General features: G+C 41.1%; 13 protein-coding genes, 3 pseudogenes and 1 riboswitch. Of the genes and pseudogenes, 3 read left to right on the forward strand and 13 right to left on the reverse strand.

Annotated elements, in window-relative coordinates; all coding sequences use genetic code 11:
• Positions 1-96: 96 nt before the first annotated feature.
• The 10 genes and pseudogenes from KV40_RS19240 to KV40_RS19275 all read right to left on the reverse strand — a co-directional run bounded on the left by KV40_RS19240 (position 97) and on the right by KV40_RS19275 (position 13,615).
• The gene (locus tag KV40_RS19240) at positions 97-1,176 is read right to left on the reverse strand and encodes an AI-2E family transporter (protein WP_036484858.1); all 1,080 of its coding nucleotides are present in this window, start codon (positions 1,174-1,176) and stop codon (positions 97-99) included.
• Between the two features lie 34 nt (positions 1,177-1,210).
• Positions 1,211-2,101 (reverse strand): carbohydrate ABC transporter permease, encoded by an 891-nt coding sequence (locus tag KV40_RS19245; protein WP_036484860.1) that lies wholly within the window; start codon positions 2,099-2,101, stop codon positions 1,211-1,213.
• Between the two features lie 181 nt (positions 2,102-2,282).
• Complete coding sequence (locus tag KV40_RS19250) at positions 2,283-7,103, reverse strand: FG-GAP repeat protein (RefSeq protein WP_052055771.1); 4,821 nt, start codon at positions 7,101-7,103, stop codon at positions 2,283-2,285.
• 316 nt (positions 7,104-7,419) lie between these two features.
• Positions 7,420-9,825: an FG-GAP repeat protein gene (locus tag KV40_RS19255; protein ID WP_036484862.1), complete on the reverse strand. Its 2,406-nt coding sequence runs from the start codon at positions 9,823-9,825 to the stop codon at positions 7,420-7,422.
• Positions 9,826-9,959: 134 nt separating this feature from the next.
• Complete coding sequence (locus KV40_RS19260; protein ID WP_036485084.1) at positions 9,960-10,742, reverse strand: ABC transporter permease; 783 nt, start codon at positions 10,740-10,742, stop codon at positions 9,960-9,962.
• Positions 10,743-10,775: 33 nt separating this feature from the next.
• Positions 10,776-10,913: pseudogene (locus tag KV40_RS33530) on the reverse strand (LuxR C-terminal-related transcriptional regulator); the annotation flags it as partial.
• A 50-nt stretch (positions 10,914-10,963) separates the two neighbouring features.
• Positions 10,964-11,473 (reverse strand): annotated as a pseudogene (locus KV40_RS36765) (hypothetical protein); the annotation flags it as partial.
• A 61-nt stretch (positions 11,474-11,534) separates the two neighbouring features.
• A complete protein-coding gene (locus KV40_RS19265) occupies positions 11,535-12,869 on the reverse strand; it encodes an SLC13 family permease (RefSeq protein ID WP_036485087.1) in 1,335 nt (444 codons plus the stop codon).
• A 146-nt stretch (positions 12,870-13,015) separates the two neighbouring features.
• Positions 13,016-13,282: a hypothetical protein gene (locus KV40_RS19270; RefSeq protein WP_036484865.1), complete on the reverse strand. Its 267-nt coding sequence runs from the start codon at positions 13,280-13,282 to the stop codon at positions 13,016-13,018.
• Positions 13,283-13,387: 105 nt separating this feature from the next.
• The gene (locus KV40_RS19275) at positions 13,388-13,615 is read right to left on the reverse strand and encodes a hypothetical protein (RefSeq protein WP_036484866.1); all 228 of its coding nucleotides are present in this window, start codon (positions 13,613-13,615) and stop codon (positions 13,388-13,390) included.
• 87 nt (positions 13,616-13,702) lie between these two features.
• Positions 13,703-13,832, reverse strand: a riboswitch (cyclic di-AMP (ydaO/yuaA leader).
• Between the two features lie 243 nt (positions 13,833-14,075).
• On the opposite strand from KV40_RS19275, the gene KV40_RS19280 reads away from it, so the two are divergent.
• Positions 14,076-14,303 (forward strand): DUF433 domain-containing protein, encoded by a 228-nt coding sequence (locus KV40_RS19280; RefSeq protein ID WP_036484868.1) that lies wholly within the window; start codon positions 14,076-14,078, stop codon positions 14,301-14,303.
• Positions 14,304-14,327: 24 nt separating this feature from the next.
• Here the strand turns inward: KV40_RS19280 and KV40_RS19285 are convergent, their stop codons facing one another.
• Positions 14,328-16,040, reverse strand: coding sequence for a peptide ABC transporter substrate-binding protein (locus KV40_RS19285; protein ID WP_036484871.1), 1,713 nt, complete (start codon positions 16,038-16,040; stop codon positions 14,328-14,330).
• Positions 16,041-16,205: 165 nt separating this feature from the next.
• A complete protein-coding gene (locus tag KV40_RS19290) occupies positions 16,206-17,939 on the reverse strand; it encodes a hypothetical protein (RefSeq protein ID WP_036484876.1) in 1,734 nt (577 codons plus the stop codon).
• Between the two features lie 561 nt (positions 17,940-18,500).
• Here KV40_RS19290 and KV40_RS36275 point away from each other — a divergent pair.
• Both KV40_RS36275 and KV40_RS37005 read left to right on the forward strand, forming a co-directional pair.
• A pseudogene (locus KV40_RS36275) lies at positions 18,501-18,710 on the forward strand (rubredoxin).
• 24 nt (positions 18,711-18,734) lie between these two features.
• The gene (locus KV40_RS37005; protein WP_256381148.1) at positions 18,735-18,869 is read left to right on the forward strand and encodes a hypothetical protein; all 135 of its coding nucleotides are present in this window, start codon (positions 18,735-18,737) and stop codon (positions 18,867-18,869) included.
• A gap of 2 nt (positions 18,870-18,871) precedes the next feature.
• On the opposite strand, the gene KV40_RS19300 is transcribed toward KV40_RS37005, so the two are convergent.
• On the reverse strand, positions 18,872-19,567 hold the full coding sequence (locus KV40_RS19300; RefSeq protein ID WP_036484878.1) for a glutathione S-transferase N-terminal domain-containing protein: 696 nt from the start codon (positions 19,565-19,567) through the stop codon (positions 18,872-18,874).
• Positions 19,568-19,706: the final 139 nt, after the last annotated feature.

The following is a 19,706-nucleotide window of genomic DNA, read 5'->3' on the forward strand; positions in this document are numbered from 1 at the left end:
TTTATAAATTAAAAAACTAATGCGATCGCTATGATGTCTTAACAGGTAATTTAGTTGCTATACATGACACCTATCACTGGGAAAATCAAAAAAGTATTAATTAACTGTTTTATTTTCCCAAACAACATTGTTTTGCTCGTTGTATGCTACTGGCTCTCGTACGATATCAACAATTTTTTTGATGAAACTAGAGGTGGGTACTGCTAGTATCAATCCCAGAAAGCCTGCAAATTTTGCCCCAATTAACAAAACAACAATTATGATTGCTGGATTTAAACCAGTGATGCCTCCAATTAGGCGTGGTGCAACTAAATTATCGTTGATTTGTACTACAATAATTGCCACAATTAGCACTTTTAAACCCAGCCAAACATTTTGAAAAGCTAGCAGAATGCTTATTCCCAAAATTGCGATCGTGCCTCCAAAAGGAATCAAGCTAGCCAGCCCGATAAAGATGCCAAACAATAGTCCCAGAGGTACGTTTAAAACCACAAAAGCAATAGACTGTGCTGTCGCCAGAATGAGTGCCAGTGTTGCCTGTCCTAAAAAATATCTCTGAAAACTCGATCGTAAGGAGTTTTGAATTCGAGTTCGCCAGTTGTCCGAAAACCAGCTTAAAATTCCGTTCCAGAGCCGTTCTCCACTAAATACGAGAAGGATGCTAAGTATAAATGTAGCCAAAAAATTTACGGCACTATCAATAGTGCCAAGGATAATGTTAACAATTTTGCTAGTAGCAGAATTGAGAGCGTTTGAAAGTTGATTGGTGGCTTGTACTATTAGCTGGTCAACATTAAGGAGTGAATTTTCAAAGTTTAAACGATCGCTTAGCTGAAGTATTTGGGTTTTGGCTTGTTCGATCCAACGCGGGGATCGCTCTGCAAAATCGAGTAGTTGTTGCCACACTAAAGGAGCTAGAAAGATAATGGCGATAGATGCCAACAAAAGAGTAATTAGCAATACAAAAGCGATCGCCCAGCCTCTGGCGATTTTCTGCTGCTCCAAAAATTTTATCGGATAATCGAGCAGAGCCGCGATTAGGGTGGCGGTAATTACAATGTTAGTAACGGGTTGTAAGAGCGAACCTAACTGATACAGCAGCCATCCATTAAGAAAGATTAGCGGAAAAGCTAACCCCGCGATCGCCCATTTAGGAAGATTAGAATCAAAAGCCATAAGATATCGAGTTAGTTAATAACTTCTAAATAAACTATTCAGTAGTTTCATTCCAAACTCGCAGATAGAAATAAACCAAGATAGCCGCGATCGCGAGCAAAACTGTAGCAGCGGCAGCAGCATAGCCAAATTCAAAACGAGCAAAAGCTTGTTCGTAAATATAGTAAACCAAAACGTTAGTCGAGTTTAACGGTCCACCACCAGTAATGATATAAACCTGCTCGAAACTACGGAGAGTAAAAATAGCCGTAGTTAAAATCGCAAAAATTAAAGTTGGTTTCAGTCCTGGTAGGGTTACATACCAAAACTTCTGCCAGCCATTGGCACCATCTAGTTCGGCAGCTTCGTAACGAGATTGAGGAATAGTTTGTAAGCCAGCTAAAAATACGACCAAATTAAAACCTAACTGTTTCCAACTGCTTAATAAAATTAGTACGGGCATCGCCCAAACGGTACTACTCAACCAGGGAATTGGCTCTAGTCCCAACCAAATTAGCAAACTATTTACAGGTCCCTGAGTTTGAAATAGCCAACGAAAAGCTAAACCCACAGCCACCACAGAGGTAATGGAAGGAATAAAGTAAGCAGTGCGTAAGATTCCTCGTAAAGCCAGAGATTTATTTAATAAAGCAGCTAATCCCAAAGGAATAACAATAGTAGGAATAACCGTCGCTACAGTAAAGTAAGCCGTGTTACCAATTACCTGCCAAAAATCTTCATCGGTAAACAGCCTTAGATAGTTATACAAGCCTACCCATCGAACGCCGTCAACTGTAAAACTGCCAGTGGTAAAACTCAAATAGAGTAAATAAGCAATCGGAAAAAATAGAAAAATTGCCAGCAAAACTAGTGCGGGTGCGAGAAATACCCAAGCCGCAACAGGATCGCGATCGAGCCAGGAAGAAATGTTGTCAGGTTTGTTCATAAGCCGTCGAGCATCTAAAAGCTTAAGCTAAATCTTAGGCGATCGAGGTCATAGAAAAAGCATGAGTAGATGAGTGTAATTAAATATAAAATAATTTGGGCAGGCAACAGGCAATAGAGTAAAAACTCGATTGACGGTTTTATAAATTATTACGCCTACCCGCTCATACTCAAAACCTCAGTTAGGAAAAGTCAGTCATAGTAAGATTATCAGCATTTACTCCTATCAAAGTCGCTAGAATTTTATCAGTGTCTTTCAAACTAATTTCTGTCTGACCTCGATCGCTTGTAATTGCCAATTCCTCAAACTTCAAACCATCGGCTAGCACTATAGAGTCTTTGCCAACTTGAAAATCAAAAATTGTATCGGTTCCTTTACCTTTTCTCAGCACAAATTCATCGGCACCAGTACCACCAAACAAACCATCGTTACCTATTCCTCCATCGAGCAGATCTTTACCAGCACCACCATCAAGCAACAGGTCATCGCCACCATTACCCCGCAACACGTCATTTCCCGAACGTCCCAGTAACACGTCATTACCTTTTTGACCGTTAATCACATCGTTGGAGTTATTAAACCCTTGAATGGTATTATCCAAGTCGTTTAAAAATGTCGCCGTATTAAAATTAAATACGCGAGAGCGAATTTGCTCGGCATTAAATACATCGAAGCTATCTTTAATCTTTTGTTGTCCGTCAAACAAAATATTACCGATACCAGAAGGTAAATTATCTAGCTGTTCTAAGTTAAAGTCTGACAGAATAACTGTGGTGTCTCCTACTCCTTTAAAAGTAAGTTCTAAATCTTTCTGGTTTTGAGTGAGAATTAGATTATCGGCAGTTAACTGCGAACCAACGAATTTAAGAGTATCGACCTCATCAATAACCCTGGCGGGAGGATTAATCCCAGTACCCACGCCGCCAAAGTCACTGATGATTACTCGACCATCGCCAGTATTGACAGTAAATGTCTTTTGTCCACCCGAACCAGAAACAGCGGTGCTGAAGTCAATTGTAGTTGTAGCCACAGCACTAGTATTATTAAAAGCCGCACCATCATCGAGAGTAAATTCGAGCGTGCGATTTCTCGTATCTAAAGTCTCAGCAGTATTGTTGTAAGTAACGGTTTCTAGGACTTGGCGATAGTTATCAATGTTGTCTTCACCAGTGAGTGAAAGAGTACCAGTAGCAAGATTATAATCGGCAGAGATCTTGGTTCCAGTAGTATCGGCAGACAGTAACTCGTTACCTTTATTGAAGGGATTGGTAATAACTACCGTTGCTTCAGAGAGGGCATTGGAATTAGAATCGGTCAAGGTGAGATTGTTGCCATCTAAGACAGAAACGGGACTGTCAGTAAAGGTAGCGAGCGAGTCGATGCCTGTATCTATGCCGTTAAGGTCTAGTTGAGGTGCGGCATTGCCGAAGATAATATAGCTTTCTCCTCGGCGATCGCTGAAAGTGCGACTATTACCCGAAATTAAATTACCAGCAGCAGGTGCGCTAATAATTATGTCATCAATGCCATCGTCGTTGATGTCTCCCGCACCGCTCACTGAAAAACCAGTCTCATCACCGATGTCACTACCCGCTAAAATTATACTTTTCTTGCCGTCAAGAGCGTCTACTGCAAGCTTGCCATCGCTGCCAACTTCGCTATCGCCAAAAACTATAAAGCTCGCACCTGGACCTGCATAAGAACCTTGAAGTGTGTAGCCGCTGTATGGAGAGTAATAGTATCGACCTGCATCGGGGGCACCGATAATCAAGTCTTCAAAGCCATCGCCGTTGACATCTCCCGCACTGCTTACCGATCTACCTAAATTATCACCTTCTTCATCACTTTCTAGAGTAAAGCCATTGCTGCCATCTAGTGCATTGAGATCGATACTGCCGCTAGCTCCAATATCATTGCTACCAAATACTACATTACCCGTTCCAGACGCAACTAAATAGCCTCCTCTACCTATCTCAGCGTAAGCTACATTTATAATTATTTCATCAAAGCCGTCACCGTTAATATCTCCGTCAACACTTACAGAAGCACCAAAATAGCGTTCGTAAGAGTTGTCATCAACAACAAAGCCATTACTGCCGTCGAGGGAATTTAGATCGATACTGCCATTACTACCGACTCCCTTGTCACCAAAGATTACATAAGTTTCTCCGTAACCACCATAGCTATAATCATCGACCGAATCTGGTGCGCTAATAATTATGTCGTCAAAGCTATCGCCATTAATATCTCCTCCACCATTGACAGCATAGCCAAAGCGATCGTTTCTACTAAATAAATCTTTTTCATCGTTAATGCCTTTTAGTGTGAAGCCATTGGTGCCGTTAAGGGAACTTAGTTCCAAACTGCCATCAATGCCGACTTCACTGCCGCCAAACACTACATAGCTTTCGCCATTGTTTCTATAATCAGTCTCTGTACCAGCTGCATTAGGTGCGCCAATAATTAAATCGTCGAAACCATCACCGTTAACATCCCCTGCATTACTGACAGAGTAACCAGCGCGATCGCCTGCTTCAATACCTTTAATTACAAAGCCATTACTGCCATCAAGAGAGTTTAGCTCGACATTTCCATCACTGCCGAGTTTTACTCTTCCAAACAACACATAACTTTTTCCTCCACCAGTATCGTTAGAGTAATTTTCCGTACCAGGTGCGCCGATAATCAGGTCATCGATACCATCGCCATTGACATCACCTGCATTACTGACAGAAAAACCAGCGCGATCGCTATCGTTTCCATTTATAACAAAACCTTTACTACCGTCAAAAGAACTAAGGTCGATACTACCGTCGCTACCGATACCTTTACCACCAAAGACGACATAGCTTTCTCCTGCGGGATTAGCATTGGGTGCGCCGATAATTAGATCGGCGATACCGTCGTTATTGACATCACCCGCATTGCTGACTGAGTAACCGAAGCGATCGCCTTCAGCGATGCCGCTAATTACAAAGCCGTTGCTACCATTGACGTTTTCAAGGTTAAAAACGTTTTGGTTTTCGCTAAAAATCGTATCTATGGCGATTCTAGTCGTGGCGATCTTGCTGGTGCTATTAAATACCGCTCCTTCATCAACAGAAAAATCGATAAGGCGATCGCCTCTTGTCGGAGCTTCAGCAGTATTGTTGTAAGTAATGGTTTTTAAAACTTGTTGATAATTGTCAATACTGTCTTCGCCAGTAAGTGTTAGTGTAATCCTCCGAGATCCCTCAACTTCATACTTGGCAGTGATGTTGGTTCCAGAGGTATCGACAGCAAGTGACTCTTTATTGCCATCAAAAGCATTACTGAGAACTATTGTTGCTTGAGAAAAAGTGTCGGAGCTAGTAGAATTGCCTGTTGTAAGGTTGTCAACATCGACAACAAAGACAGGAGTACCAGTAAAAGTAGTAGTAAAATCGATACCCGCTGCATCCCCGTTGAGGTCGAGTTCTGGAGCAGCGTTGCCAAATACTACATAGCTTTCTCCCGCACCATCATTTTCATTGGGGTCGGCATTAGGCGCACCAATAATCAAATCATCAATACCATCTTGGTTAATATCTCCTGCACTACTTACAGAATTACCAGTGCGATCGCCTCCATTTATTCCTTCAAGCACCGCAATATTATCGACCGCAATATTATTGAAATTACTTCCTATACTTAAAAAATTGATGTCATCGACTTCTTCTCCCCCAAACACTACATAACTTTCTCCTATCCCTCCTATCAAATAGTTACTAGAATTGGGAACACCGATAACAATATCATCAAAGCCATCACCATTAACATCGCCTGCGTTGCTGACAGAACTTCCAAATTTGTAGTCATTAGACTCAGGTGAAATAACCAAGCTGTTGACGTTATTTCGAGAATATACGTCGATAACTCCATCACTACCAAGTCCTTCATCGCCAAAAATCACATAGCTCTTTCCATCTCCACTAAATTCAGCACCTGGTGCGCCGATGATTAGATCGTCAATATCGTCACCGTTAAAGTCTCCCGCACTGCTGACCCTGAAACCTGACTTCTGGAAGTCGGGAATACCATCAATTACAAAACCGTCAGTTCCATTAAGTGCATTTAGATCGATAGTGCCACTATTACCAAGACCATTGCTACCAAATATCACATAGCTGTTCCCCGTGACATTGTTTCCAGGAGTAGTGCCAGTCGCGCCGATAATCAGATCGTCGATACCGTCGCCGTTAACATCACCTGCACTACTGACAGAACGACCAGAGTAATCATATTCAGTGGTGCCGTCGATCGCAAAGCCGTCACTACCATCAAGTGAATCTAACTCAATAACGTTACCATTGCCGAGAGCTTCGCGATCGCCAAATATTACATAGCTCTTTCCAGCTAGCTCGAACTCCCCAGCGTTAGCATCGGGTGCGCCAATGATAATGTCGTTAATTCCATCATTATTGACATCGCCAGCACTGCTGACGGAAAATCTCAAGTCGTCCCCTATTGCCACACCATCAATTACCAAGCCCTTGCTACCATCGAGAGAACTTAGTTCGATACTGCCATCGCTACCAACCTCTGTTCCCCCAAACACTACATAGCTTTTGTTTGCTTCGGAATCGGGAGTATTCAAATTGGGTGCACCAATAATGATGTCATCAAAGCCATCGCTATTGATATCTCCTGCATTGCTGACAGAGAAACCAAAACCATCGCCTACTTCAACACCATCGATGACGAACCCGTTACTACCGTCGAGTGAATTTAAATCTAAGCCGTTATCTTCATCAATTTTGCTGCCACCAAATATTACATAGCTTTTTCCTTTACCGAAGTAGTAATTAAAAGGATAATCTTCGTATATTTTCTCAGGCGCACCGATAATGATGTCTGCTAAACCGTCCCCATTTACATCTCCCCCATTACTGACAGAATATCCCAGCCGATCGCTCGTCTGAGTACCGTTAATTACAAAACCATTGCTACCATTAATGTCATCTAAACTAAAGAGATTTGCCATAATAATTTAGCTTTAGCAAATTTGCCTAAATTAACCAGTTCTATTTGACGGATTTTTACAGGCAAATCATAGCTCTAACTATCTAGCTTGTGCTTGAGTTGTAGTTAAATTTAATAATTGTTGCTATTCCTAAGATTTACGAGATTGAATGCTGATGCTATAGTTGTAATATTTTACTGAGCGCGATCGCCAATACACAAGCTAAATAATTACTACATTGACTATACATATAATTTGAGTTCATACAAAACTCAAAAAAGCAGACAATTTAAATCAAAACTTTCAAGATTTAGTGGTATTTTTGCCTTAAATGCTACTAAAATAATTTTGTAGTACTAGAGCTATCGCTTGTAATATCAGCAGCACGTATTCCCATCAAAGAAGCTAGCGGTTCATCGGTATCAATAATGCTAATTACAGTATCGCCATTACTCGTACCAATTTGAAGTTGTTTAAACTTCAAACCATCGCCTAGTACTAAGGAATCTTTGCCAACTTGAAAATCAAAAATTGTATCGGTTCCTTCGCCTTTTCTCAGCACAAATTCATCGGCATCAGTACCCCCAATCAAACTATCATCGCCTATTCCTCCGTCGAGCATATCTTTACCCCTACCACCATCAAGCAAGTCATCGCCACCATTACCCCGCAAGACATCATTTCCCGAACGTCCGAGTAAGGTATCTTTTCCATCTCGACCGTCGATCGCATCGTTGGAGTTATTAAGAGTAGTATCGAAGGTAATAGTCGTGGTAGCGACAGCACTAGTATTATTAAAAGCCGCACCATCATCGAGAGTAATTTCAACAGTGCGATTACTAGTATCTAGTGCTTTAGCAGTGTTGTTATAGGTAAGGGTGTCTAAGACTTGAAGATAGTTAGCGATGCTGTCTTCACCAGTAAGTGAAAGGGTATCAGTAACGGCATCGTATTCGGCAGTAATGTCGGTGTCAGAAGTGTCGGCAGCAAGAAATTCATTCTTGCTATTGAGAGGATTAGTGAGAACGACTGTAGCTTGAGAGAGAGTATTGGAATTAGAGTCAGTTATAAGAAGGTTGGTAGAATCTATTAAAAGAACTGGATTATTTGTAAAGGTAATAGTAAAGTCAATCCCTGCTTCTTCTCCATTAAGATCGAGTTGGGGAGCGTCGTTACCAAAGACAACATAAGTTTCTCCTGCCAGATCGACTCCATTAGGATCGGCAAAAGGTGCATCGATAATTAGGTCGTCGATGCCATCGTTATTAATATCTCCCGCCTCCTTTACTGAAAAACCTGAGAAATCGGCATTGTTAATACCTTCTAAAGCTACACCGTTGTTGCCGTCAAGGTCGTCTACTGAGATTGTGCCGCCATTACCAATCTGACTATTGCCAAAAATTATAAAGCTCGCGCCAGCACCAGGACGAGGATAATTATATGTATATCCATATTCGTTGGTATAGTAATAGCCGCCAGCACGAGGTGCGCCAATAATCAAATCGTCAAAGCCATCGCCGTTGACATCTCCTGCGTTGCTTACCGATTGACCTAAAAGATCCCCCTCTTCGCTGCTTTCTAAGATAAAACCGTCACTACCATTGAGCGCGTTAGGATTTATCTTGCCGTTTTCCCCTGCTTCGTTGTCGCCGAAGATTACATATCCCAATCCTTTGGCACTCAGGTATGCTCCTCTTTGAAGTATATTATAAGCCGCACCGATAACTATGTCGTCGAAACCATCGCCGTTGACATCTCCCGCATCACTAACAGAAACTCCCAAGAAAAGATCGGAAGTATCGTCTATCAAAAAACCGTTGCCGCTTTCAAGTGAGCCTAAATCGACACTGCCACTACTACCAACTTCACTGTCACCAAAAATCACATAAGTTTCGCCGTAACCACCCGATCTGTTGTAGGCATCAAAAGAACCTGGTGCGCCGATAACTATGTCGTCGAAACCATCGCCGTTAAGATCTCTGGCACTACTAACAGAGGCTCCAAAGCGATCGCCCTCATAACTAAACTGGTTACTGCCATCGATGCCTTTGATTATAAAACCGTTGTTGCCATCGAGGGAACTAAGTTCGATCTTGCCATCATTGCTAATTTGGCTGCCACCAAATACTACATAACTCTCGCCATTTTTTTCATAATTATAAGGAGCGTCGGAGGGTATACCTGCCGCTCCAGGCGCGCCAATAATCAAATCGCCAAAGCCATCGCTGTTAACATCTCCCGCACCGCTAACGGAGCTACCAGAGTAATCTCCACTATTAATACCTTCGACTACAAAGCCATTGCTACCGTCGAGGGAGCTTAATTCAAAACTGCCGTTTGTGCCTACATTGCTGCCACCAAAGATTACATAGCTTTTTCCACCTTCTGCACTTGGCGCGCCAATAATCAGATCGTCAATTCCATCGCCATTAACGTCTCCCGCATTGCTAACAGAAGCTCCAAAGCGATCGCCTTCTTCTATGCTATTAATTACAAAACCATTGCTACCATCAAGCGCACTCGGTTCAAAACTACCGTTATTACCAATTTTGCGATCGCCGAAGACTACATAGCTTTTGCTGGCTGTATCGTCAAAAAACGCGCTAACGATAAAGTCATCAATACCGTCATCATTAATATCTCCTGCATTGCTAGCAGTACTCACACTGTAATCTTCGGTGCCTTTAATTACAAAGCCGTTGCTGCCGTCGATCGCGCCGAGATTAAACAGAGAATTTGCCATGATAGTTCTGCCTTCTCTAACCAGCTTTATTTAATTGGTTTAATTATTTGATTTTTATAATCAAATCATAACTTAAACTGCTTCTGTAAAGTTGGAAACAGTTTTTATAGCTTAACAATGACTTTTTTTAAAAATTAACTAGAGGCACTAGTATAAAAACGCAACGCAAATCGCCAAAATAAAATAGAAAAAATAAATAGAGCCACAGCTAGAAAACCCGCACCTAAAACTAAAGTAAACTCTGTGCGATTTAACATCACCTGTGCGGGTACGGTGGTTAAAAAAGCAACGGGAACGACAAAAGTAAAAAAGAAACGATAGACGGCAGGATAAGCCACCATCGGATATCTGCCTGCTTCTAGCAAGCCTCTCAAAACTTCGGTAACGTTGTAAATTTTAACAAACCAAATACTCGTCGCACCGAGAATAAACCAGAGACTATATAAAATAATAAATCCCAAACCAAGAGGAATAATACTGGCAAAATAATTAGATACACTAAAACCCAACTGCGAACCTGCATAGACAATTAAAACAACCCCGAAAAACAAATCTGGTAAACCCCAGGGTGAAACAACTCTAGTAGATAGCCAAAACTGGCTGCTAATGGGTTTGAGTAAGACAAAATCTAAAGTTCCTTGTTCTACCTGTTGCACGATGCGATTGAGGTTGGGAACCAGAAAAGTTGCAGAAAAACCCTGCAACAGGGTAAAAACACCTAAAACAATAGTAGCTTCTTGCCAACTCCAGCCTTCAAAGGTGTAGCCAGTGCGATAAAACAAAAATAAGCCAAATAAACTGCCTGCTAAATTGGCAATGCTGGTAATAGTAGCAATTAAAAAATTAAGCCGATACTCTAATTCTGCCGCGATTGCAGTTGACCAAAATAATCTTAAAACTTTCAAGTAGCGAAATATCATTTACTCTTTACTATATTGATAGATAAATTACTATTGAAGATCGCTAATTAATTTCTTTTCTCTGGCTAAAATTGCTGCCGAAGTGCGATCGCGTACCTCCAATTTCTGTAAGATAGCATGAACGTGAATCCTAACCGTACCGATGGTAATATGCAAATCTTTGGCAATTTAGCTTTACAGGACTTACGCAAAAACACTAAATATGGACTCAAGCGCAATTAAACTAACTTCATAAGTAAAGAGGGATGTTTGAGTTCTTGAGTTAGATACTTTGATAAACTGTTTTGTTTCAGTTGATAAACCGTACACTTAGTCAAATAAGCTAAATTTTTGAGATAATTCCAGACTAAAAATGCACCAGCAATATGATTTCTTTGAAGTCGAGCTTGACGGCATTGACGAGCGACCCACAGACGCTATCGCGTCAAAGTCTGCTTTGCAGACGCTTGGGCGTAAGCCCTGTTCGGCGTAAGACGCAAGGGAACGCGCTCGTCGTGACAAGATTGTATCCCAGTTAATTGTTTGAGTTCGCGATGGAACACTTCAATTTTCCAACGATAAGAACAGTTGTTCCGAGCTTCCTCAAGTGAATCACAAGTTAGCTCATTAGTGGCAATATATTCCGTTCTATTGGTAGAAATAGTAACCCGAAATAGTTTTACTTTTTTTTCTGAAGGAAACTTTTTAAGTTTAATTAATTTGCCTTGTTGTTTGTCCTGCTGATTCCAACGGTTGAGTAATAGCTGTGGCTTCTAAACCTTCTATTCGTTCGCTATATGCCTCCAATAATTAAAAGAAAGCAATAGCAATATACAAAGCTGCCACCGCAAGCTGTACGCCCATGACAGGAATACCGTATCTAAGAAAGCGACTAAAAGAAATTCGACCGCCGTGTAATTCGGCTACACCTGCTGCCACGATATTGGAAGATGCCCCCATCAAAGTCCCGTTACCCCCTAAAGTCGCCCCAAACATCATGGCGTAAAACAAAGGCAAAACTTCAGGTGGCAATTGACCGTTAAATCCAGGAGCGAGTATTTCTACACCGACAAAACCCACATTGACCAAATACTGTTTGAGTAGAGGCACCATCGCTACCACTAGGGGAATATTCGGCACGACGCTAGACAACAAACCGACTACTACTAATAAGCATAAAGAGCCCAAGGCGATATTTTTACCGAGAATAACCGCTAATAGACCCGAAATACTGTTTAAGACTCCCGTTTTTTCAAGCCCGCCAATCAAAACAAAGGTAGACATAAAAAAGACCAGAGTACTCCAGTCCACATCCTGCAAAATATGATTGACCGTATCAATTTTACTGCGGTCTGCTAGTAATAAAGCGATCGCTGCTCCCAACAAAGCTACCGCAGCAGGAGGAATGGGAGTGGGTAGAGATTCGCCAATCACAAAGAAAGTTAGCACTGCCGCCATTAGCAAGCCACCCAACAGTAAAACTCTGGGGTGGTTAATCTTTGGCTGGGGTAAATTTTTGGTATCTGCCAGTTTTTTGTTCCAGATATTGCGGAAGAGAAAAGGTGCCAAAACTAATATTGCCCCGACGGCAACTGCACCTCCCAAACTCAAACGTACTAGGTAGTCATTAAAGCTCAAGTTCACCGCATCGCCAACAATAAAAGTAGCTGGGTCGCCAACTAAAGTTAATAGCCCAGCACTATTTGCCACAAACACCATCAAAATCAGTAGGGGAACAAAATCAATACCTACTTCTTGAGCGATGGGAGGAATTAGGGGAGCGAGTAACATCACTGTAGTAGCATTGGGCAATACCGCACAAATGGGAGTGGTAATAGCAATAACACCTAAGACGAGTCGTTTACCTTCGCCTTTAGCTAACATCACCATTTGCGTACCTAAGTAGGCGAAGATATTTGTTGGTTCAAAAGCTCGCACCATGACCATCACGCCAAAAAACAGCGCGAGAGTGGCGTAACTTTGACCGATGTAACCAATTGCTTGGTTGAGAGTCATGATGTGGGCAAACACTAACACCAACGCCCCCAAAAAAGCAGCAATAGTCAGATGCAGTCTCTCCGTAAGAATCGCGCCGATAACCGCAGCGAAGGTAGCTGCTGCGACGATGGCTGGTAAATTATTCACTGTAATTTCCATAGTTGATAAAGTAAGGATAAAATTTTAATGAATATTTGCCTAAAAAAAGGCAGTTAGCTGTAATTACTAACTGTCATAAAGGGTGTAGGGTTTGTCTAACCACTCAATAATCGGTAATATTAACTGGCAACGCTTTAAATATGTAATGATTTAATTGCTAACTTTGATGAACTTGTTGAATCGGGCAAGGAGTAAACAAGTATTTTATCCTCGTGCCAAATTTCCCAGCGACAAAATAAATCTTCTGCTATTGGTTCGAGCGATTCGTGGGAGGGCAATTCAACTTTCACAGTGGTTAAATAATAACCATCGCTAATTTGGCGATATCCATAGCCGATAACTTTCCCTTTAATACCCGTAGTTTTATGACGTACTCGGTCGCCAATATTAAGCTGCAACATTTACTTCAATCTCCTTTCTATCTGAACTTAAATTTATGCTTATTACTAAGAGCGATTGGGCTAGCGCCTAGCCTTCGGATTGCTCTAAACAAGAAAACCATTGATTTAAGCTGCAAGTTTTCTCTGGGGAGATTGAACTACTATCAGTAGTAGATAGCGTACAAAATGCCACTTTCCAAAAGCATCTTCTATGTTTCTAAAAGAAATCTGCTTGAGAGGTTTAACCTTAAGGATTAAAAAATAGGTAGAAGCTGTAAGGCGGAATCCATAACCGACTACCCGACCTACTTTTCTCGTTTGCTTGTGCTGTACTATATTGCCGATTCTAAACATCTAATGAATCTCCTTAATAACTGACGAACAATGAAGAGAGCAGTTAGTAATAAAGGAAGATGACGAGACTCAATAGATATAGTCTCTTCAATCTCCTCCCAATGCCGACGAGGTTAGCTGACGGGCTAGGACTGAGAGATGTCCCTTTCTAAATAGAAATACGCCCCAAAAAAATGGTTCCCCCGCTTCTGCAAACAGAACTAGGCTGACTGAACTCTATTTTGATTTTTATTCTACTTACAATAGCACAAATTTGAATTCGCCAACAGTATCAGTACGTTGCTAAATATTGACATTGTCTGGAGTGGCTACTATGTATCAATCCCCGATCTAAAAGGCTACATGTACTACCTTGATATGAGTTGATTTTTGAACTTATTATAATCTCGGTGTTTCCTTGAGCTTTGGTAGAGATCGCTTTTTAACGCTTTTTTCACTTGTAATAAAAATAATTTTAGTTATGAACTACAGAGACTATATTACGATCGAACCAAATAAGCGCGGTGGTAAGCCTTGTGTACGTGGCTTGCGAATTACGGTTTATGAAGTGCTGGAATACTTAGCCTCCGAGATGAGTGAAGCAGAAATTCTCGACGATTTTCCCGATCTGACACGAAAAGATTTAAAAGCTTGTATTGCTTATGCTGCTGACCGCGAGCGTCGGTTTATGACCGCTTCATTATCTTAATGAAGTTGCTCTTTGATGGCGCGTCTATTCTCTGCGCCAATTCATAATATCCCAAGTTCGCAAATCCCAAGGTGTTAGTTCGTAACCAGAAATATCGTTAGCGAAAGCTACGACATCGGCACGATGCACCAGAGGTATAACATGATGACCTTTGACTAACATATCGTTTAGCTCGATAAAAATCTCCTCTCTCTTAGCAGAATCTAATTCGCTACTAGACTGCTGCCACAGGCGATCGTATTCGGGGTTACAATAGCGCGAATTGTTATCACCAGACCAGTTATTAGCTTTTTGGGGAATTTGGTCGCAGGTATAAAATTTCATATAGGCGGCAGGATCGGGACTGGTGTTACCTGTAGTATACATTTGCAAGTCTGCATAGAAATGTTCGACAGTCTCGTTATTGCTAGGATCGCTGGAAAAATAAACGCTGGGATCGATGCTTTTTAGTTCTACTCCGACTCCAATAGACTGCAATCCTTGCTTGACTACGGTTTGGGTTTTCTGACGCAGGGGATTGACTGAAGTTTGAAACAGAATCTGCATTTCCGCACCGTTTTTATCGCGAATACCGTTACCATTAGTATCTTTCCACCCTGCTTCATCTAGCAATTGATTGGCGCGATTTAGATTGTATTCGTAACTAGTATTATTAGAAACATACTGTTCGGGAGCAACTAAAAAATTGGGGGTAGCTTTGCCTGTAATGCCGTATAGCTGTTCGGCAATTGTATCGCGATCGATCGCTAAAGCCAAAGCCTCTCTAACTTGGGGATCGCTAAAGAAAGGATGGGGAAATTTGACGCTGGAACGCTCTCCCGAAGGTGCGACTTTATTAGGATCGCTATGATTGATAATAATCCTTTCCATTAACGCACCATAGTTAGTTACCACCTTACCCTGTCCCGCAGTTTCTAACTGTTGCAACACTGGTGCTTCTACCTGGAGATTGTAGGCATAGTCAGCATCTCCTGTCTGTAGTACCGCTCGTGCTGCCGAGGTAGCATCACCACCACCTTTGAGTTCTACTCGTTCAAAACCCAATTGTTCTAGCTGGCGAAATTCGGGATTGGGTTCGTAGATAACCGTGTCTCCTGGTCTAAAATCTACTACCCGATAGGCTCCCGTACCGATGGGTTTTAAATTAGCTGGTGCTTCTCTAGCGTTGGCTCCATTGTATTGTTGATAGATATGTTGGGGTAAAATCATCCCTTCAACCCCGACAAAAACCAAATGCCACGCAGGATTGACATTTTTAAAATTAACTCTTACTGTATGGTCATCGATCGCTTCGACACTTTTAATTACATCATAAGTACCAGCCGAAACCGAACCTACCTGAGGATTGGCAATAAATTGATAGGTAAAAACTACATCTTTGGCAGTAAATGGGGTGCCGTCAGTCCACTTTACATTCTGTTTGAGTTTCCAAGTTACGGATTTGCCATCGGCAGCTACACCACCATTTTCTACCGTCGGTACTTCGGCAGCGAGAAAGGGAATTAGTTCGCCGTCATTATTAAAACTAGCAAGGGGTTCTAAAGTGATGCGGCTAGCTTCAGCGTCTTTAAATCCTGTGGATAAATGGGGATTGAGAATAGTGGGTGCTTGCCAATATAACAGCTTTAAAAGCTTATTATCCTGCTGGCTGTTAGAGACTGTAGGGGAACTACCGCAGGCAGTTAGTAAAGCGATCGAACACAAATAGCAAATAGAGATAAATTTTTTGGCAGTCACTAATTTTTCTTACTCCTCAACCAGTTTACGGGTATTGGAGATATTTTAATCGAAAGAATAAAGCAATTCTCAATTGAATGAAATACACTGCGATCGAGAATTGCTTCGTACTAAAAACTAGTGTAGGTTTGTAGACTCTCTATTTAAGTCAGCAAAGCACAGTAACTAAACTAATTCTGAAAAAGAATATACTTCATTTTCAAAATAGAACTCCTCAAAGTTTCTTACGGTCATAGTTGAATCTAAATTACCAAAAGTTACTGTATTGTTACGAGGAGAGCTTGAAATAATTGTATACTCGTCAAAACTACCAGATAGTTTTAAAGTATCGCGATCTCTACCGCCATCTAGACAGACTTTGCCGTTAAAACCTCCAATTTCAAAAACATCATTGCCTCTGCCGCCATAGATTTTGGCGTTTTCTACAGCACCTGTTTGGTCTGGTAAAAAAGTAATTTCTCCTGTTAGAGGATCGCTTTCGGTTATAGCTGCATGAATATAGTCGTCACCATTTCCAGCACAAATTACACCATTAGCAATTCCGCTAGTGGTACCGTAACCTAAAATTTTGTCGTTGCCATTGCCAGTATCAATTCTGCCAGAGTTGTTAATTCCGATCGCAACGCTATTAAGATTATCAGCCAAACTATTAGTTACAGTATCGCTGAAAGGGTTATCAGCAAAAGCTTCAGCATCAGCATTCGCATTTGCAACAGCAGCCGAACTGACATTTGCTATTCCCATAACAAGATCGTTACCAGCATCGGTGATAATTCTGCCAGAGTTGTCGATTCCAATTGCAATACTACCTGCAACGCTAACAGCTTCAACTTCGGCAGTAGCTATAGCTTCATCGTTGGCAGTTGCGCTAGTAACGGCATTACCTATAGCTACGGCTTCAGAATTAGTAGTAGCCGTACCGACAACAACATCATTGCCTTTTCCAGTACTAATTCTGCCAGAGTTACCAATTCCTACAGCTACACCATTAGCAGTAGCAGTTACTTCTATGTCCGCAATAGCCTCAGCCAATGTATCGCCAACAGCAACTACTTCGGCATAAGCATCAGAAACAGCCAGACTATTTGTCTCTGCCGTACCAGTAATGACATCATCACCATCTCCAGTATGAATTTTGCCAGAGTTGTCAATCCCGATCGCCAGACCATCGGCAATAGTAGTTGTATTAATTTCACCAGCGTCAACTGCTGAAAGAGCAACGCTGTTTTGTAAAGCCGTACCAACAATCGCATCATTATCTTTTCCAGTGTCAATTCTGCCAGAGTTGCCAATTCCTACCGCCACACCATCAGCGGTAGAATTAGTTTCAACCATAGCTGAAGAAAACACCTCTAAATCTGCACTAGACAAAGTATTCACGCTAGCAGCAGAAATAGCTTCACTATTTTTTTCAGCTGTACCAGTAATAAGATCGTGTCCATTTCTAGTTTCAATTCTGCCAGAGTTATCAATTCCTACCGCCACGCCATTTGCAGTAGCAGTTGCTATCGCATCAACTGTAGAAATTGCTGTAGTTCCACCTGTAGCGATCGCTACAGCATCGACTGTAGAAGTAGCAAAGTCATTCTTTACCGCCGTACCGACAACGGCATTATTACCCTTTTTAAATCTAATTCTTTTAGTATTTTCAATTCCTACGGTATCAGCATCGGCAATTGCGATCGCTTCGGCTTCTACAGTAGCAGTCGCTGTAGTTTCTCCAACAGCAATTGCTTCATTTTCTGTACTAGCGTTAGCAATATTATCTTGCTCTGAGTTATTAATAACTGAATTAGGACTATATTTATCTAAGTCAAAGTTCTCAGAACCAAAAGCCAAAAAATTGGTATAAATAGAATTTTCTAATGAGTTTTGTAAACCAGTTTTTAGATTAGACACAATAATTATTTTTGTAGAATATTTTTTTATGTACAAAGTAATTATCTGGCTAACTATCTATATTTTAGATAAATCTTTAATGAAAAATAGACTTGAAAAATGAATGTTTAGCATTTTTTTGTATTCTATTTTGTAAATGTTATATTAATTGAAAGTAAAGTTGTTTTTGAACAAAATATACATTTATAAACAAGCAATAAAATATTAAATCAAAAAAACTTATACTGGCGCAGCATTTTAAACAAACACAGTTTGCAAAACTATTGTCGTACTTTGTTTATCTAGACATACAGGCTGCAGTTAATACGTTAGTGTAAAAAAACGAAATAATATTGTTTACTTTATAGCAATAAAATTTAAATTTTTACAAAGCCATAGTATTTGTAAACTAAAGCCAGTAAAAAAAATAGCAAACATCTTTGTCCAAGCGTTTTTAATTAAATCAATTGTCAAAGATAATAATTTTTAGTTTTTAATTACCAAACAAAATAAAATAGAATCTTCTAAATGTGCAAAACTAATAGTAGGATGACTGTATAACATCACAGGGAGAGTATTGGCGTGAAAAAATATAAACGCCTTGTTTGCAGTTATATCTACGCTCCAGAAAAAGGCGATCCAGATTCTGGTATCGAACCAGGTGCGGCTTTTGAAGATGAGGAAAGACCCCGCGTCGCCTTACGACGCTAGGGAATGCTTTCCGATATTCCCAATGATTGGTTTTGCCCAAAATGCGGTGCTACTAAATCTCAATTCGAACCGATGGACTAAAAAACTGTCAGGCGTTACATAATCATGGAATGGTTTAGATTGACTTGGGGACTTGGGGACTTGGGGGCGGTTTTATTAGAGTGGAATCTCCCCGTCTCTCCTGCTCTATCTCCCCCGATCGTCTCGCAACTATGCAACGCCCTACAAACCAGAGAGTAAATTTAATTGGATTTTGCTTTTTGACCGAAGAGAATCTTTTTACTTTCTTCAGTCACGGTGGGGTTACTAGAAACCTCTTTGCCGCGCTTGTACGCACGAACTACCGCATCTCGTTCGGCAATGCTGTCAAACCAGCGTTTGAGATGAGGAAACTCATTAAGATTTTGCTGTTGTTTTTCGTGAGGTACGATCCAGGGATAACAAGCCATATCTGCAATAGAATATTCTTCTGCTAGATATTCACGTTCGGATAAGCGACTATTTAGTACGCCATAGAGTCTATTGGTTTCATTGACATAACGCTCGATCGCATAAGGAATTGATTCTGGTGCATACTGGTTGAAGTGATGATTCTGTCCTGCCATTGGTCCCAAACCGCCTACCTGCCAAAACAACCATTCAGTCACCGTTTTGCGATCGCGCAAATCTGTCGGTAAAAATTGCCCCGTTTTCTCGGCAAGATAGAGTAAAATTGCCCCTGACTCAAAGACTGCAATTGATTCGCCACCGTCAGCAGGTTGGGTATCGACAATCGCTGGCATTCGGTTGTTGGGTGATATTTGCAAAAATTCTGGTTTGAACTGATCCCCCGTAGCGATGTTTACGGGAACGATTTGATAATCCAGGTTGGCTTCTTCTAGAAAAATAGTTATTTTATGACCGTTGGGAGTAGGCCAATAATGTAGCTCAATCGTCATGGGTTAAAAAAAAATTCAACGACACAGTTAATTATAGAAGTCGAACCAAGATTGAGATTCTACCATTAGATAAAGTAGCAAGCAGCAAGCATTACTCATTGCTCATTGCTCATTGTTCGCTGTTCATTGTTTATCATAG

Source organism: Myxosarcina sp. GI1 (genome assembly GCF_000756305.1).
GTDB lineage: Bacteria > Cyanobacteriota > Cyanobacteriia > Cyanobacteriales > Xenococcaceae > Myxosarcina.

Bases quoted from the DNA above. Each gene is read 5' to 3' on its own strand.
- KV40_RS19280 (WP_036484868.1), top strand. From the start codon at position 14,076: ATGAACTACAGAGACTATATTACGATCGAACCAAATAAGCGCGGTGGT.
- KV40_RS19240 (WP_036484858.1), bottom strand. From the start codon at position 1,176: ATGGCTTTTGATTCTAATCTTCCTAAATGGGCGATCGCGGGGTTAGCT.
- KV40_RS19250 (WP_052055771.1), bottom strand. From the start codon at position 7,103: ATGGCAAATCTCTTTAGTTTAGATGACATTAATGGTAGCAATGGTTTT.
- KV40_RS19255 (WP_036484862.1), bottom strand. From the start codon at position 9,825: ATGGCAAATTCTCTGTTTAATCTCGGCGCGATCGACGGCAGCAACGGC.
- KV40_RS19300 (WP_036484878.1), bottom strand. From the start codon at position 19,567: ATGACGATTGAGCTACATTATTGGCCTACTCCCAACGGTCATAAAATA.
- KV40_RS19275 (WP_036484866.1), bottom strand. From the start codon at position 13,615: ATGTTTAGAATCGGCAATATAGTACAGCACAAGCAAACGAGAAAAGTA.
- KV40_RS37005 (WP_256381148.1), top strand. From the start codon at position 18,735: ATGGAATGGTTTAGATTGACTTGGGGACTTGGGGACTTGGGGGCGGTT.
- KV40_RS19245 (WP_036484860.1), bottom strand. From the start codon at position 2,101: ATGAACAAACCTGACAACATTTCTTCCTGGCTCGATCGCGATCCTGTT.
- KV40_RS19270 (WP_036484865.1), bottom strand. From the start codon at position 13,282: ATGTTGCAGCTTAATATTGGCGACCGAGTACGTCATAAAACTACGGGT.